This window comes from Yinghuangia sp. ASG 101 (assembly GCF_021165735.1).
GTDB lineage: Bacteria > Actinomycetota > Actinomycetes > Streptomycetales > Streptomycetaceae > Yinghuangia.
In genome coordinates this window covers 7,896,285-7,912,558 of sequence record NZ_CP088911.1, presented here as the reverse complement: position 1 = coordinate 7,912,558, position 16,274 = coordinate 7,896,285, and the positions used below count along the sequence as shown (strand labels likewise).

Annotated in this window: 13 protein-coding genes and 2 pseudogenes; 7 read left to right on the top strand and 8 right to left on the bottom strand. The window is 74.2% G+C overall.

The features are described 5' to 3' along the window. Positions 1-5: 5 nt before the first annotated feature. Positions 6-911: a methylisocitrate lyase gene (prpB, locus tag LO772_RS33910; protein WP_231775864.1), complete on the bottom strand. Its 906-nt coding sequence runs from the start codon at positions 909-911 to the stop codon at positions 6-8. Then, positions 911-2,437, bottom strand: coding sequence for an MmgE/PrpD family protein (locus LO772_RS33905; protein ID WP_231775863.1), 1,527 nt, complete (start codon positions 2,435-2,437; stop codon positions 911-913). The genes prpB and LO772_RS33905 overlap by 1 nt, the downstream gene beginning before the upstream one ends. 178 nt (positions 2,438-2,615) lie before the next feature. On the opposite strand from LO772_RS33905, the gene LO772_RS33900 reads away from it, so the two are divergent. Next, positions 2,616-4,073, top strand: coding sequence for a short-chain fatty acyl-CoA regulator family protein (locus tag LO772_RS33900; protein WP_231775862.1), 1,458 nt, complete (start codon positions 2,616-2,618; stop codon positions 4,071-4,073). A 63-nt stretch (positions 4,074-4,136) separates the two neighbouring features. Here LO772_RS33900 and LO772_RS33895 read toward each other — a convergent pair whose 3' ends face one another. Continuing rightward, complete coding sequence (locus LO772_RS33895; RefSeq protein WP_231775861.1) at positions 4,137-4,709, bottom strand: histidine phosphatase family protein; 573 nt, start codon at positions 4,707-4,709, stop codon at positions 4,137-4,139. Between the two features lie 304 nt (positions 4,710-5,013). Here LO772_RS33895 and LO772_RS33890 point away from each other — a divergent pair, with 304 nt between their 5' ends. Together LO772_RS33890 and LO772_RS33885 are read left to right on the top strand one after the other, a co-directional pair. Further along, positions 5,014-5,238 carry a CbtB domain-containing protein gene (locus LO772_RS33890; RefSeq protein WP_231775860.1) on the top strand — a complete coding sequence of 75 codons (225 nt, stop codon included), beginning with the start codon at positions 5,014-5,016 and terminating at the stop codon, positions 5,236-5,238. Positions 5,239-5,252: 14 nt separating this feature from the next. Then, complete coding sequence (locus LO772_RS33885) at positions 5,253-6,062, top strand: CbtA family protein (RefSeq protein ID WP_231775859.1); 810 nt, start codon at positions 5,253-5,255, stop codon at positions 6,060-6,062. Positions 6,063-6,287: 225 nt separating this feature from the next. On the opposite strand, the pseudogene LO772_RS33880 reads toward LO772_RS33885, so the two are convergent. The 3 genes and pseudogenes from LO772_RS33880 to LO772_RS33870 all read right to left on the bottom strand — a co-directional run. After that, positions 6,288-6,809, bottom strand: a pseudogene (locus tag LO772_RS33880) (DUF7676 family protein); the annotation flags it as partial. A 91-nt stretch (positions 6,810-6,900) separates the two neighbouring features. Next, positions 6,901-7,359 (bottom strand): hypothetical protein, encoded by a 459-nt coding sequence (locus LO772_RS33875; RefSeq protein WP_231775857.1) that lies wholly within the window; start codon positions 7,357-7,359, stop codon positions 6,901-6,903. Positions 7,360-7,768: 409 nt separating this feature from the next. Beyond that, positions 7,769-8,419, bottom strand: coding sequence for a carbonic anhydrase (locus LO772_RS33870; protein ID WP_231775856.1), 651 nt, complete (start codon positions 8,417-8,419; stop codon positions 7,769-7,771). 298 nt (positions 8,420-8,717) lie between these two features. Between LO772_RS33870 and LO772_RS36165 the strand changes: the two are divergent. Continuing rightward, a pseudogene (locus LO772_RS36165) lies at positions 8,718-8,862 on the top strand ((5-formylfuran-3-yl)methyl phosphate synthase); the annotation flags it as partial. Between the two features lie 202 nt (positions 8,863-9,064). After that, positions 9,065-10,261, top strand: coding sequence for a PP2C family protein-serine/threonine phosphatase (locus LO772_RS36005; RefSeq protein ID WP_269453132.1), 1,197 nt, complete (start codon positions 9,065-9,067; stop codon positions 10,259-10,261). A gap of 114 nt (positions 10,262-10,375) precedes the next feature. Here the strand turns inward: LO772_RS36005 and LO772_RS33855 are convergent, their stop codons facing one another. Then, a complete protein-coding gene (locus LO772_RS33855) occupies positions 10,376-10,984 on the bottom strand; it encodes a DedA family protein (protein ID WP_231775855.1) in 609 nt (202 codons plus the stop codon). A 418-nt stretch (positions 10,985-11,402) separates the two neighbouring features. After that, positions 11,403-12,170: a slipin family protein gene (locus LO772_RS33850; RefSeq protein WP_231775854.1), complete on the bottom strand. Its 768-nt coding sequence runs from the start codon at positions 12,168-12,170 to the stop codon at positions 11,403-11,405. A gap of 436 nt (positions 12,171-12,606) precedes the next feature. Here LO772_RS33850 and LO772_RS33845 point away from each other — a divergent pair, with 436 nt between their 5' ends. Continuing rightward, on the top strand, positions 12,607-15,315 hold the full coding sequence (locus LO772_RS33845; protein WP_231775853.1) for a bifunctional acetate--CoA ligase family protein/GNAT family N-acetyltransferase: 2,709 nt from the start codon (positions 12,607-12,609) through the stop codon (positions 15,313-15,315). A gap of 23 nt (positions 15,316-15,338) precedes the next feature. Next, positions 15,339-16,208, top strand: a complete 870-nt coding sequence (locus tag LO772_RS33840) for a universal stress protein (RefSeq protein WP_231775852.1) — start codon at positions 15,339-15,341, stop codon at positions 16,206-16,208. Positions 16,209-16,274: the final 66 nt, after the last annotated feature.

Here is a 16,274-nt window from a genome sequence, read left to right as displayed (position 1 = left end):
AGGGCTCAGGCGGTGGGGGGAAGGGTGAAGTCGAACACGGACCGGTCGAACGCGGAGTACTCGGCGTAGCCGAGGAGTTCGTACAGCCGCGAGCGGGTCTGCATGTGGCCGACGGAGCCGGCCTGGGTGCCTTCGCGGGCGAGGGCGCGCAGGCCGTCCTCGACGGCGCCCATGGCGAGGCGGAGTGTGGTGACCGGGTAGAGGACGGCGTTGTACCCCAGTGACTCCAGGGTTTGGGCGTCCAGGAGCAGGGACTTGCCGAACTCGGTCATGTTGGCGAGCAGCGGGACGTCGACCGCGGCCCGGAACGCGGCGAACTCCTTTTCGTCGCACAGGGCTTCGGGGAAGACCATGTCGGCTCCCGCGTCGACGTAGGCCTTGGCCCGCTCGATCGCGCCGTCGAGCCCTTCGAGATCGCGGGCGTCGGTGCGGGCGCAGATGACGAACTCCAGGTCGCGGCGCGCCTCGACGGCGGCCTTGACGCGGCGGATCATCACGTCCGGTCCGACCACGGCCTTGCCGTCGAGGTGGCCGCAGCGCTTGGGGTTGACCTGGTCTTCGAGGTGGCATCCGGCGACCCCGGCGTCTTCCAGGACCTGGACGGTGCGGGCGGCGTTCATCGGCTCGCCGAAGCCGGTGTCGGCGTCGACGAGTGTCGGCAGGTCGGTGACGCGGGCGATCTGCGCGGCGCGCTGGGCGACTTCGGTGAGCGTGGTCAGCCCGATGTCGGGCAGCGCGAGGTCGGCGGAGACGACGGCGCCGGAGACGTACACGCCCTTGAAGCCGGTGTCCTGGATCAGGCGGGCGGTGAGCGGGTTGAACGCGCCGGGGATGCGCTGGAGTTCGCCGGACGCGAGGCCGTCGCGGAAGGCCCGGCGCTTCTCGGAGGCGGTGGTGCGGGTGTGCAGCATCACAGGATTCCCTCCGGCAGGGCCGCGTCGACATCGGCGACGTGGGCCGGGTCGACGGCCGGGAACAGGTCGGCGAGCCCGGCCGCGCCGAGCCGCGGCAGCCGTTCGGCGGCGAGCAGGAACCGGTCCTGCGCGGCCTTGTCGAGGACGCCTTCGGCGAGGGTGCGGAACTTGGCGACGTACTGTTCGCGGGCGAACGGCCGGGCGCCGAGCGGGTGCGCGTCGGCGACGGCGATCTCGTCGACGAGTTCGGTCCCGTCGTCGAAGGAGATCACCACGCGGGCACCGAACGCCTTCTGGGCCGGGTCGTCGCTGTGGTAGCGGCGGGTCCATTCGGCGTCCTCGGTGGTGGAGACGCGCCGCCACAGCGCGACCGTGTCCGGCCGGGCCGCGCGCTCGGGCCGGTAGGAGTCCTCGTGGTGCCAGGTCCCGTCCTGGAGGGCGACGGCGAAGATGTACGGGATCGAGTGGTCCAGCGTCTCGCGGCTCGCGGTCGGGTCGTACTTCTGTGGGTCGTTCGCGCCCGTGCCGATCACCTGGTGCGTGTGGTGGCTGGTGTGCAGCACGATCTCCGAGATCCGCGCGATCCCGGCGTCGCCGAGGCGGGCGTTGAGGCGCCGGGCCAGGTCGATGAGCGCCTGCGCCTGGTATTCGGCGGAGTGCTCCTTGGTGTACGTGCGCAGGATGCCGTCGCGCGGTTCGCCCGCGCCGGGCAGCGCCACCGTGTACTCCGCGTCCGGGCCGTCGAGCAGCCGGGCGATCACGCCGTCCTCGCCCTCGTAGATCGGCGCGGGGGCGCCCTCGCCGCGGATCGTGCGGTCGACGGCCTCGATGCCCGCCTTCCCGGCGAAGGCCGGTGCGAACGCCTTCCACGACGAGATGGCCCCCTTGCGGGACTGCCGCGTCGCGGTCGTGGTGTGCAGGGCCTGCCCCACGGCCTCGCGGATCACCTCGACGGGCAGGCCGAGCAGCGTCCCGAGCCCGGCCGCCACCGACGGGCCCAGGTGCGCGATGTGGTCGATGCGGTGCCTGTGCAGGCAGATGCCGGTCACCAGGGCCACCTGCACCTCGTACGCCGCCGCAGCCGCACGCACGACATCGGCGCCGGAGCGCCCGGTGTGCTGGGCCACCGCGAGGATCGCGGGGAGGTTGTCGCCGGGATGCGAGTAGTCCGCGGCCAGGTAGGTGTCGTGGAAGTCCAGCTCCCGGACCGCCGTCCCGTTGGCCCACGCCGCCCACTCCGGCGACACGCGCACCCCGCTGCCGAAGACGCTCGCGCCGGCCCGATCCGCGGTGACCGGGTGGCGCAGCGCCTGCGCCCGGGCCACCGCGGGCGGGCGGCGGCGCAGCGACGCCACCGCGACCGCGGCGTTGTCGATGACGCGGTTGACCACCATGTCCCGGGCCGCGTCGGTGACCGTGGTCTCGGTGGTTCCTGCGGCCAGCTCGGCGATCTTGTGGGCCAGTTCGTCGGTCCGGGCCAGGCCCGCGGCGCTGGGGTGGACACGTACGCGGTATTCGGTCATGGCACGTCCTGGAGGTGAGCGGAATGACTGCCGGCGCGATCAGGCTCACACGCCGGGCCGACGGCGTGCCAGTGCGCCAATATGCCAACTTGTGCCAAGTTTCCGCAGGTCATGGCCAATCTTGTGAAAGCGGCATTTGCTATCTTCACGAAATCGGGAGCCCAGGGAGGAGACGGGAATGGCAGGACGCGGGCGTCCGCCCGGGGACCGGCAGATGTACGCCGGCCCGGCGCTGCGCAGGCTCCGGCGCCTGCACGGGCTGAGTCAGGTCGACCTCGCCCGCCGCCTCGACATGTCCCCCAGCTACCTCAACCAGATGGAGCACGACCGGCGCCCGATCACCGTGCCGGTCCTCCTGCGCATCACCGAGACGCTGGGTGTCACCCCCGACTTCTTCGCCGATTCGGACCGGCTCCGGCTCGGCGCGGACGTGCGTGCGGCGCTCGCGGACGAGGCCGCGGGCGGTCGGCGCGGTGGCGCCGCGGACGGCGACGAGATCCAGGAGTTGGTCCGGCAGTTCCCCGACGCGGCCCGCGCGCTGGTGGCGCTGCACCGCCGCTATCGCGAGGCCGCCGACCGGGCCGCCGTCCTGGCCGGCCATCCCGACACGCTCGACCTCGCGGAACCCCACGACGAGGTACGGGACTTCTTCGCGGCCCGGCGCAACCACATCGCCGAACTGGACGACGCCGCCGAGGAATTGGCCGAGGCCGCCGGGATCGCCCCCGGCGCCTCGGAGGAGGCGCTCATCGCACGCCTGGGCGAACACCACGGCGTCCGAGTCGTGACGGCGCCGCACGGCCGCGCCGGCTCCGTCAGCGAGGATCCGCGCCGCTACGACCCCGGGTCCGCGACCCTGCATCTGGCCGCGCACCTGACCCCCGGTCAGCGCGCGTTCCAGCAGGCGGTCCAGCTCGCCGCGCTGGAGTTCCGCGACCTGATCGACGCGGTCGTCACCGCCGCCGACCTCACCGGCCCGGACGCCCCGGCACTGGCCCGCGTGGGGCTCGCGCACTACTGCGCCGGGGCGTTGGTGATGCCGTACACCGCGTTCCACCGCGACGCGGAAGAACTGCGGTACGACATCGACCTGTTGGCCGCGCGCTACGGCGTCGGATTCGAGACCGCCTGCCACCGCCTGAGCACCCTTCAACGCCGCCGGGCCGGGGGTGTGCCGTTCGCGTTCCTGCGGGTCGACCGCGCCGGCAACATCTCCAAGCGCCAGTCGGCCACCGACTTCCACTTCTCCCGCTTCGGCGGCACGTGCCCGCTGTGGACGGTGTACGAGGCGTTCACCTCACCGGGCCGCATCCTCACCCAGATCGCGACGATGCCCGACGGCCGCGCGTACTTCTGGATCGCCCGCACCGTCACCCGCGGACAGCCCGGCTGGGGAGCCCCCGGCGCCACCTTCGCCGTCGCCCTGGGCTGCGAACTGCGGCACGCCCACCGCCTCGTCTACGCCGACGGCCTCGCGCTCGACGACCCGCGCGCCGCCACCCCGATCGGTATGGGCTGCCGCGTCTGCGAACGTCACGACTGCCCGCAACGCGCCAACCCCGCCGCGGGCAACCGCCTCGCCGTCGACGAGAACCGCACCACCGCGACGCCGTACCGCGTGCGCGGCGCGCGGTAACCCCGCGAGCGGGCCTGGGGGTTGCTCCCGGGTGGACGCGACGTCTCCGCGACGGGCACGTGGCTACTCGGCGCCCAGCGGCCGACCATTCCGGAGGTTCCACCGTCCCGCGCGACCGCTGAGGTCGGTGGCGGTGAGGGGACGGATGTCCAGGCGCCAGAAGGCCTGGTCGGGTGCCGCGAGGGCGTGGATCAGGGCGGCGCGGATGGTGTCCGGTTCGGCGACGGCGATGACGCGCCCGGTCAGTCCGTGCAGGCCGTCGAGCCACACCCCGATCCGGGCGCGGAAGTCGCGCAGCGATTCGCCGCCGTGGGGTGCGGCGTCCGGGTCGCCGAGCCAGCGGGCGACGGCGTGTTCGTCAGTGGCCGCGAGGGCTCCGAGTGTGCGGCCTCGCCAGTGCCCCATGTCACAGGCCGCGATGGCGGACAGGGGCTCGGCGTCGAGCCCGAGGGCACGGGCGGTCTGCCGACAGCGCACGGACGGTGAGACGTGGACGTGAACGGCCGGGGGGAGCCAGCCGGTTGCCGCCTCGGCACGGGCGAGGCCCTCGGCGTCGAGGGGGCTGTCGTCGTCGAACCGGACCCCGCGCGATGCTCCGTTCGTGGCGGGCGAGACCAGCGTGAGCCGTATTGTCATCGGTTCCTCCGGGGGCACTGTGCGGCCGTGCGCGCCGCGACCTCCCCAGGATGTGCCCGACTGGATGTGCCCGACGTGATTCAGGACTCAGGCTCTTGGCGGGGAGTGCGGCGCGCGGTAGCGTTCGGCGACATTTCAAAATATTTGCGACGACGGCGAGGCGGAAGTCCGGTGGGAATCCGGCACGGTCGCGCCACTGTATGCCACAGCGCCGCCCGGCAGGGCGGCGTGGTGGTGAGTCAGACCCGAAGGCCGTCGTCCGGTACCGCCGCTATGGGACGCGTGTTCCCCAAGGAGGTTCGCCATGGCCGAGGCCGTTGTCCCCACCGCCTCTTCCCCTTCCGTTCCCGTGCCGACCACACTGCCGGTCCGCGCGATCCTGCCCTGGGCCGTTTTCGTCGGCCTGCTGGCGCTGTTCGCCGTCTACTTCGTCGGTGCGGAGCAGGGCGCCACCTCGATCTTCGCCGGCACGGGCGTACACGAGTGGGTGCACGACGGCCGTCACCTGCTCGGCTTCCCCTGCCACTGAGAGGCGACGCGCACGTGTACGCCTCAACTGTCAGAAATCTCCTGGTCCGCGGCATGCTCGCGGGCCTGGTCGCCGGGCTGTTGGCCTTCGCCGTGGCCTACGTGGTCGGTGAGCCGCCGGTCGACGACGCCATCGCGGTCGAGGAGGCGCAAGCCGCACCGGACGCCCACGCCGGACATCACCATGGTGACGCTGCCGGGGAAGCGGCGGAGGAAGAGGAAGTGGTCAGCCGCTCGCTGCAGTCGACCGTCGGCCTGGGCACCGGCGTGCTGGTCTACGGGGTCGCCCTGGGCGGCGTCGCGGCTCTCGCGTTCTCCTTCGCGTGGGGACGTATCGGCCGGTTCAGCCCGCAGGCCACCGCGGCGCTCACCGCGGCGGGGGCTTTCACGGCGATCTATCTGGTGCCGTTCCTGAAGTATCCGGCGACACCGCCCGCGGTCGGAAACCCGGACACCATCGGACGGCGCACGACGCTGTTCTTCCTGATGATCCTGCTCAGCGTGCTGCTCGCGGTGGCCGCCGTCATCGTCGGACGCCGGCTGGCACCGCGTCTGGGCAACTGGAACGCGACCCTGGTGGCCGGGGCGGGGTTCATCGCCGCGGTGGCCATCGCGTACGTGTTCCTGCCCGCGAACGACGACGCGATCAGGGAGGGTTTCCCCGCGGCGCTGCTGTGGAGATTCAGGATCGCCTCACTGATGACCCAGGCGGTGCTGTGGACGGCCTTCGGGGTGGTCTTCGGCTTCCTGGCCCAGCGTCTCCTCTCCCCGCGACCGGCGAGGTCCGGGGCACCGCTGGAGCAACAGGCCCCGGTCCCCGGGTGATTCATCCGGCCCGCGTTCCGCCGGAGGCGACAGGCCCCCGCGACCCCCGAAGGGGTGGCGTGGGGGCCTGTCGGCGCCTTGGGGTGGTCGCCGCGCGACAACACACCGAGCGGGAGACCGCGGCGCAGCGCGGCGATCACGCGTCCTCCCGCCGCAGCGCGCGCGACCACCAACTCGCCCTCCGGTGAAGGGCGTTCGCCCGGAGTGACGCCCCGAGCCGACGGCTCACGCGTGCCGGAACCCGCGGCCGGTGCGGTCGAGGGGGTCGGGGGTGAGTCCGAGGAAGCGGTCGCGAAGCGCGTCCCAGGCCGTGAGGCGGCTGAAGTCCGGGGCGGGGAGGATCTGCTGATCGTCCGTCAGGAACGGGTTGGGGAGCATCACGGCCATCTGCTGCTCGCCGCGGCCGTTGAACAGCCGCAGCCCCCAGGTGGTCGGGCTGCCGTCCGCACCGAGGCCGCGGTACAGCTCGGCGCGGGAGCAGCGGCGGATCGCGCCGAGTTCCGGCCCGGAGGCCGTGTGGTCGCCGATGCACAGGTGGAAGTGCCAGCGGCCGAAGTCGACGGTGACATAGCCGTCGTACGTACCGATCCGCGTCGGCGGACCGGGCGCCGCGACCTCCCAGGCGGCCCCCTCGATCAGCACGCCGAAGTGGATGGAGGCCCAGTGGTCGGTGAAGACGGTGGTGACCAGGTCGAGGAGGGTCGCCTCGTCGGTGGGCAGCGCCCACACGTGCTCGGTCCGGCCGCTCTCGTTGCGGCGGACGGCGGGTGCGGGGGCGGTCGGGGGAACAGGGGAGTTGACGGGGGTCGCGCGGACCGGCCCGGTCCATGTCTCGGCGTCAGGAGGATCGCGGCGGGGACAAGTAGCCGCGCCACACGTCCGGTTCGAGGTCGAACAGCCGTTGCGCCGCTTCGTCGCGGCCGGTGGTGTACTCGTCCGTGGCCTGAAGGCGCTGGAGAATCCCGAAGGCGGCGTTGCCGACCGCGACGGCGGCCGTCGTGGCGTCCGCATCGGTGCGCACCGATCCGTCGCGCTGCCCTTGGCGCAGGAGTTCGACGGGCAGCACGACCATCTGGTGCGGTTCCCCGAGTTCCGCGCGTTGTTCGGGAGTGAGACCCCGGCGGCGGAAGGTGCAGTCGAAGTAGCCGAGGAAGCGGATGAGTTCGGGCTGTTCCCCGACGAGGTCGGACAGGGCTCGGAACCCCGCGAACAGGCTGTCCGGACCGTTGAGCCCGTCGTGCTGCGCCCCCTGCCCGGATGCGCGGATCCGCTCGATGACGAACCGATGGGTGCGCACGCACCATCGCGGCGCCGAGCGTGGGGAAATGCTGGGAGAAGCTGCGCCTGCTCATGCCGGCCCGGGCGGCGATCTCCGCGATGGTGAACGGGGCGTCCGATTCCGCGACCGTCGCGATGACCACCTGGGCGACTGCGGTCCGTTGCCGGTCGCGGAAGACGTCCCGGTGGTTCCGGGTGTCGGCTTGGCTGTCCACCGCCCCAGACCAAGCCGCGTCTTCCGCTGCCGGGGGGACGGGACCACACGGTCCCGCCCCACCGAGGACCGCCACTCGGTGACCCGGCCGAAGGCCCTTCACGCGCTTGCCGGTTGGGCACGATCGCCCGACGCGACGCGCTCGCCGACATCCCCGGGGGCAGGACGCGGCACAGCGATCCCCGCAACGGGGGTACGGGGACCGCCCGTTCGGTCAGCCGACGACCGCGCTCTCCGTGGACGAGGCGGGCAGGCCCTGCGTGGTGACCAGGCGGGCGTTGCCCTCGGCGAGCTGGTATCCGAGGCCGACGACCGCCGCCTGCCCCGAGCCGATCTGGTCGCTCAGGACGCGCGAGCGGTCGAGGAGGAGGTCCACGGTGTGGCGGATGTGCTCGTCGATGACGTCGCTCTCGGCCTCCAGGCCCGCGGCTCGCGCGGCCAGGACGCTGGGCGTGACGCGTTCGACGACGTCGCGCACGTAGCCCGAGGCGGGCACCCCGCCGCCGTCGAGCGCGGAGCGGGCGGCGGCGACCGCGCCGCACGAGTCGTGGCCGAGCACGACCACCAGCGAGCAGTCGAGCACCGTGGTCGCGTACTCGATGCTGCCGATCACCTCCGGCCCGAGGACGTGGCCCGCGGTGCGCACCACGAACAGGTCGCCGAGGCCCTGGTCGAAGATGATCTCCGCGGCGAGACGGGAGTCCGAGCAGCCCAGCAGCACCGCGAACGGCGTCTGCCCGGGCGCCAGTTGGGCACGCCGCGCGGCATCCTGGTTGGGGTGCCGGGGGTGGCCGGCGACGAAGCGCCGGTTGCCGGCGAGGAGGGCGTCGAACGCCTGCGCGGGAGACGGTGATCCAGTGGCCATAACCGCAGCTTACGGGGCGGGGCCCCCGGACCGGCGCCCCTGGTGCGGCGTCGATCCCCGGCGCGGGGATGTCGGCGGCGCGGGAGGACGCGGTTCGCGCCCCGCGGCAGCCCGCCGGCGCTCCGCGGCATACCCACACGGCCCGGGACGTCGACGGCGGCGTCCGGCCCCGCACCGCGGCGGTTCGCCAAGGTGCCTGCGTCCGGGGCGAAGTCACCCGTCGTACGGCGACCGGTGAACACCGCCCCGCGCCCGCGACGAGCCACGGACCACCGAGACCGCGCCGACGCCCGCCCCCGAGAAGCCGGACGACGGCTCCCTCGGCGCCAACCTCCCGTGGGTGATCCGGGAGATCCGCGATGTCCTCCCGGCCGGTACGCCTGGTGTCGGCCACCGTGGGGAATGTGTCGCAGGCGACCCGCGCGTGCGCCCGCGTTCGCCTCCGCCCGCCGCGCGTACGCGCCGCGCCCGCGTCCCGCACCGCGCGCACGAGGTGATCAAGGCGCCGCGCCCGGGTACCGTGCTGAGTGTCCATCGCGATAGCGCTTGAGGGGTCGCATGCGACACGAGAATCGGGGTCGTCGCGGTGAGCCGTCCGGCCCTGCGCCGGAGACCCCGGAGCGGCGGGACGACGCGGCGCGGCGGATGCGGCAGTTGTTGGCCGCGGTGCTCGCGATCAGCAGTGAACTGGACCTGGAAGTCGTGCTGCGCCGGATCATCGAATCGGCCGCCGCCCTGACGGATGCCCGCTATGGCGCGCTCGGGGTGATCGGCGAGGACGGCATGCTGGCCCGGTTCCTCCCGGTGGGTGTCGACCAGGCCACGATCGACGCGATCGGGCCCTTCCCGGAAGGCCACGGCATCCTCGGGCTGCTGATCCGCGAGCCGCATCCGCTGCGGCTGCACGACCTGCACGACCATCCCGACTCCTACGGCTTTCCCGCGCACCACCCGCCGATGTCCGCGTTCCTCGGCGTCCCGATCCGCGTGCGCGACACGGTCTTCGGCAACCTGTACCTCACCGACAAGCGCGGCGGCGGGGACTTCACCCCGGAAGACGAGGAAATGGTCACGGCGCTGGCCGGGGCCGCCGGCGTCGCCGTCGAGAACGCCCGCTTGTACGACCGCCTGCGCGCCGCCACCGAGGGCTTCCAGCGCAGCCTGCTGCCCACGGTGGCCCGACTGGAGGACGTCGAGCTGGAAGCCCGGTACCAGCCGGCCACCGAGGTGCCGCGCATCGGCGGCGACTGGTACGACCTGATCCGGCTGCCCGACGGTGTCCCGTGCCTGATGCTCGGCGATGTCATGGGGCACGGCGGCGAGGCCGCGACCGTGATGAGCCGGATCAGCAACATCATGCGTGTCGTCGCGCACGACGAACAGACACCGCCCAGCCGCATCCTGCGGCGCCTGGACAAAGTGCTCCACGACCTCCACGGCGGCCCCATGGCGACCGTCATCGTCGCCCGCCTCGAACCCGCCGCGTCGGGCCGCGTCCTGCACTGGAGCAGCGCGGGCCATCCCCCGCCGCTGGTCGTCGCCCCCGGCACCCGCGCCCACCACCTCGACGGCGAGCCCGGTCCGCCCCTCGGCGTCGACCCCGACGCGGCTCGCCGCGACCACCGCCTCCGGCTCCCCGCCGGGGGCACGGTGGTCCTGCACACCGACGGCCTCGTCGAGGCGAGGGACCACAGCATCGACGAGGGCATGCGGAACGCCGCCGCCATCGTGGAGCGGCACGCGACGGCGCCCTTGGCCGACCTGTGCGACGCGCTGATCCGCAGCCCGGGCCGTCCCCTCCGCGACGACGTCGCCCTGCTGGCCGCCCGCGTCACCACCTGATCCCGCGGGGGTACGCGGGCAACCGGCGCCTCGCGCTCCCCCACCCGCCGGGCTCCGACGTGCCCGCACGTGCCGCCGCCTCGGGCCCGTCGCCCGCCTCGGCCGCCGGGGTCGTCACTCGTCGCGCCGGTGGCGGCGCCACGCCCAGACCGCGACGGCGGCCACGGCCACCGCGGCGACCACCCCGGCGGCCACCTCGCCGACCTGCCGGGCGATGCGGTCGTACGCGGCCCCGGCCCCCCACCCCAGCAGCACGAACCCGGCACCCCACAGCACGCCGCCCAGCGCGTTGAACAGCAGGAACCGCCGGTACGGCATCTTCGCCACGCCCGAGAGCGTCGGGACGAGCGCGCGCAGCACGGCGACGAACCGCCCCAGGAAGACCGCGTAGGGCCCGCGCCGCCGGATCACGTCCTGCGCCCGCTCGATCCGGACGCTGTGCCGCCGGGCCATCCGGGTCGCCAGCAGCCGGGGTCCCGCGCGGTGCCCCACCGCGTAGCCGACGCTGTCGCCCGCGATCGCCGCGACCACGACGACGGCGATCATCGGCAGCAGGCTGACGTCCCGGCCGCCGGAGGCGATCGCGCCGCCGACGACGGCGGCGGTCTCCCCCGGCAGGACGAACCCCACGAAGAGCGCGTCCTCCGCGAACACCAGTCCTCCGACGACCGCGTACACCAAGGGCCCGGACAGTCCCCGAAGCCAGTCGATGATGCTGTGCATGCCTCCGCGCCCGATAGTCGTCATCCGGGTCGGCTCCCGGATGCCTCGGGGCCGACTACCCCCGACCGCGGCCCCTGGCACCTGGCACCTGGCACCTGGCACCTGGCACCTGTGCACCCGTACGCCGCCCGAACCGGCGTGCCCGGGCCCCGGGGACGGCCTCGTCCCGGACGGGGACCCGCCGCTCCGGCCGCGGCGAGCGCCGCGGACGCGAGCCGGGGCCGGGCGACACCGACCGCGGCGGCGACACACCGTCCCGCGGCCGTCAGGGCACGGAGCCGCGATCACGCGTCAGCGGGCTGCCCGCCGGAGCCGCGCTCGACCGCCCACCGCCCGTGACCGCCAGGCCGGAGAGCCGGGGCCCCGCCCGGCGGCGCGCCGCCGGAGCCGTGGCCCGACCGCCCCACCGCCCCGGCCGTCACGCCAGGGAAGCCGTGGACCCCCGCGTCGGCGGAGTGCCGTCGGTGCTGTGGGTCTCCCGCTCGACGAACCGCACCAAGTCCCGGGCGCTGTCGAGGAATTGGGCGGGGAAGACGATCGTCGAGTTCTTCTCCGCGGCGATGTCGCCGAGGATCTGGAGGTTGCGCAGTTGCAGCGCGATCGGGTGGTCGGTGATGACGTCCGCCGCCTCCGCGAGCCGCCCGGCACTGAGCGCTTCGCCCTCCGCGGCGATGATCTTCGCGCGCTTCTCGCGCTCGGCCTCCGCCTGGCGGGCCATGGCACGCTGCATCGTCGGCGGGAGTTCGATGTCCTTCAGCTCCACCAGCGAGACGAACACGCCCCACTGCCGGGTGAGGCCGTCGAGGATGGCCTTGATCTGCTCGTTGAGGGTCTCCGTGTCGGTGAGGACCTGGTCGAGGAGCGAGCGGCCGACGACGTTGCGGACGGTGGTCTGGGCGATCTGGCCGATCGCGTCCGAGACGTTCTCGATCTCCACGATCGACTTGACCGGGTCCACGCGCCGGTAATACGCCACCGCCGCGACCCCGATCGACACGTTGTCGCGCGTGATCACCTGCTGGGACGGGATCGGCAGCGTCACCGTACGCAGGGTGACCTTCCACATGCGGTCCGCCAGCGGGATCATGAACCGGATGCCCGGCTCGCGGATGCCGCGCAGGCGGCCCAGACGAAGAACGACGCCGCGCTGGTACTGCCGGACGATCGCGATTCCGAGGTTCGGCATCGCACTCACCTTCCCTGCCTCGCGCCTCGAGCCGCGTCGCGCGCTGCCTGCCGGCGACGTCGGAGGCGACACGGCGACGCACCCCACGGCGCACGTCTTGCCCGGGGGTTCCCTACCCAAGCGGCTCTCCCGGCGGACGGCATCGAACCGGCGGACGAGGCCCGACAAGCCGCCGATCCGGCCGAGAAACCGCGTCCCCGGCGTACCCACCGCGCGCCGAGGCACCCGGCGGCGGCGAATGGCGCGGCGTCGGGAGCGCCCTCACCATGGAACCAGGCTCCATTGCCCCGACCGGCGCGGATGTTCCCCGTTTCTCCCGCCGCCTCGCCTCGCGGCCCGGCGCCGCGGCCCGGGCAGCCGCCCGGGCGTACCGGACGGCGGTGGGGACGTGGGACCGGTTGTGCCCGCGCCGGTGTTCTCGGAAGGACACCGCTTCATGCCCGCCCCACCACACCCGTCGGCTCCCCGCACCGAAGAGCGCCACGTACTCGCGGCCGACGGCACGATGCTGCGCCTCGACGCGGCGGGCCCCGCCGACGAGCCCGCCGTCCGGACGCTGTTCGAAGGGCTCTCCGCGACCAGCCTGCACCTGCGCTTCTTCGGCATGGCGCGCGACGCGGTCGGGGAGGCGGCGCACCGTATCTGCGCGGTCCGGGCGCCGGACGGCGGTGCGCTGCTCGCGTGGCACGGCGAACTGGTCGTCGGTGCGGCCGAGTTCCACACCACCGGGCCCGGCGAGGCGGAGCTGGCCGTGGTCGTGGCGGAGGACTGGCACCACCGCGGCGTCGGCACCCTGCTGATCGAGCACCTGATGGACGTCGCGCGTGCCGAGGGGGTGCGCCGCTGGACCGCCGACGTGCTGTCCGACAACCGGCCGATGCTGCGCGTGCTCCAGGACATGGGCCTGCCGCTGCACCGCGGCGCCGAGGCGGGCGTCGTCACCGCGAGCATCCCGCTCGACCTGCCCGTCGACGACCCCGGCCGGGAGGAGTTCCTGTCCGCGATGGGGCTGCGCGAGCGGCAGGCGGACACCGCGAGCCTGCTGCCGCTGTTCCGCCCCACGACGGTCGCCGTCGCGGGGGCCGGGCGCCGCCCCGACTCGATCGGCCGGACCATCCTCGCCAATCTCGCCTCGGCCGGTTGGCACGAGAGCCTGTTCGTGCTGCACCCGAGCGCCGGCGAGATCGCGGGGTTCACGGCGTCCGCGCACGTCGCCGACCTGCCCGCGCTGCCGGACACCGTCGTGATCGCGGTCCCCGCGCGGTCCGTGCCGGCGGTGGCCGAGGAGTGCGGCCGGGCCGGGGTCGCCGCGCTGGTCGTGGTCACCGCCGGGTTCGACGCCGACCAGGCCCGCGCCCTGCGGCAGACCTGCCACCGGTACGGCATGCGCATGGTCGGCCCCAACGGCGTCGGCGTCGTCGACACGTCCGGCGGCACTCCGTTGCGCGCCGACTTCACCGGCGTCCGGCCGCTCCCGGGCAGCGCCGGTGTCGCGGTGCAGTCGGGCGGTGTCGGCATCGCGCTGCTGCGGCAGCTGAACCGGCTCGGCATCGGCGTGTCGACGTTCGCGTCGCTCGGCGACAAGTACGACGTCAGCGGCAACGACATGCTCCAGTGGTTCGAGACCGATCCGCGCACCGCCTTGGCCGTCCTGCACCTGGAGTCCTTCGGCAACCCGCGCAAGTTCTCCCGCATCGCCCGGCGCACCGGCCGGCGGATTCCGGTGCTGACCGTCGACGCGGGCCGCTCGGCCTCCGGACGCCGCGCCGCCGCCTCGCACACCGCCGCGGCCGTCACCCCGACCGTCGCGCGGGGCGCGCTGTTCCGGCAGGCGGGCGTCACCGCGGCCCACTCCCTCGGCGACCTCGTCGCCACCACGGCCCTGATGTCCGCGCAGCCGCTGCCCAAGAGCGGGGCGGTGGCGATCGTCGGCAACGCGGGCGGGCTCGGGGTGCTGGCGGCCGACGCGTGCGCCGACGCCGGGCTGACCGTGCCGTACCTCGGCGCCGAGATCGAGGCGCGCCTGCGCGAGCTGCTGCCGAGCGGCGCGGCCTGCGGCAATCCGGTCGACGCCACCGCGACCGTCCCGGGCGAGTCGCTGCGCCGGGCGATCGACCTGATCGCGTCGACCGGGCACATCGGCGCGGTGCTGCTGGCACTCGCCCCCACCGCGCTGGGCGACCCACTCGCCGAACTCACCCACGGGTCGGCGGTCCGCGAGATCCCCGTGGCCGTCGTCGCACCCGAACGCGCCGAAGCCGTCGACCTCGTCCCCGCGTGGCACGGCGCGTTCCCGGTCTTCTGCGACACCCGCACCGCCGCGGCGGCGCTCGCCCACGCCCGCGACCGCGCGATGTGGCTCCTGCGTCCCCGCGGGATCGTGCCGCGTCTGACCACGACGGATCCGGACCGGGCGCGTGCCGCGGTGGACGCGTACCTGGCCGCGCACTCCGGGGGCGGCTGGCTGCCGCCCGACGCGTGCGCCGCCGTGCTGGGCGGCTACGGGGTGCCGCTCGCGCCGTGGCGCCGCGTCACCGCCGCCGACGGGGCCGTCGACGCCGCCCGCGAGCTGCGCGGGCTCTCCCCGCTGGGGACCGTGGCGCTCAAGGTGTCCGGGCCCGAGATCACCCACAAGACCGATGTCGGCGGGGTGCGCCTCGGACTCGCCGGGGACGACGACGTGCGCGCCGCGTACACCGACCTCGCCCACCGTCTGGGCCGACGCATGGACGGCGCCGTCGTCCAGCCGATGGCCGCGCCGGGGGTCGAGCTGATCATCGGCGTCGACCAGGACGAAGTCCTCGGCCCGCTGGTCCTGTTCGGGCTCGGCGGAACCGGCGTCGACATCCTCGGCGACCACAGCGCGCGGCTCTCCCCGCTGACCGACCTCGACGCCAAGGACCTCATCGCCGAATCGCGCGCGTCGAAGCCGCTCTACGGCCACCGCGGCGCGCCGCCGTGCGACGTCGGCGCGGTCGAGGACCTGCTGCACCGCGTGTCCCGCCTCGCCGACGACCTGCCGCAGGTCTGCGAACTCGACCTCAACCCCGCCGTCGCGGGCCCGGACGGCGTCACCGTGGTCGACGCCCGGATCCGCGTCGCACCGCGCCGCCCGGCCGATCCGTACCTGCCGCGCGTCCGCTGACCACCGATACCGGGGAGGAGCCCATGGCGCACTCCGACGCCTCATCCGCACGACCGCACATCACCGCGGCGGTGGACGGGTCCGCGCATGCCGACGAGGCGCTGCGCTGGGCCGTCGACGAAGCCGCCAGACGAGGCCTGGCGCTGCGGATTCTGCACGCCTGGCCGCCGCTCGCCGCGCACGGCGGACGCGACACGGACCGGGCGGAGAGCCGGCGCATCCTCGGCGACGCGGACCTCCTGGCCCGGGACTCGGCTCCCGGGCTCGCCATCGCGACCGTCGACGCGGTCGACACCGTCGGCGCGGCGTTGACCGCGGAAAGCGAGAGTGCCGCGCTGCTGGTGCTCGGTTCGCGGGGACGCGGCGGGTTCCGCAGCCTCCTGCTCGGCTCCACGAGCCTGACCGCCGCGTCGGTGGCCCGGTGCCCGGTGGTCGTGGTGCGCGCGAGATCGGGGGACGCGCCGAGTGCGCCGCCGGAGGTCGTGGTGGGTGTCGACGGCCGCGAACCCGCGGACGCCGTCCTGGCGTTCGCGTTCGAGGAGGCCGCCGCACGCCCCGGGACGCGGCTGCGGATCGTCCACGGATGGCGGCCGGAGGACTGGACGCTGCCGGGCGGGCCGGTCTTCACCCGCGCGGACGTCGAGGCCCGCGCCGACCGCGGGCTCGCGGAGGCCACCGCGGGCTGGTCGGAGAAGTATCCGCAGGTCGACGTGGTCCGCGACCGGGCCTCGGGGCCGCCCGCGACCGCGTTGGTCCGGAGTTCGGCCGGCGCGGTCGTGACCGTGGTCGGGCGGCGCGTCCCCGCGACGTCCCTGGGCCTGCGCCTGTCCCCGGTCGCCCACGCGGTGCTCCTGCACGCCCACGGGCCCGTGGCGGTCGTCCCCCACCGGTAGCCGGGCCCGCCGGGCGGGGAAACGTTCCGGCGTACCCCGGACGCCACGGGGAAGAGTCGGGCATCG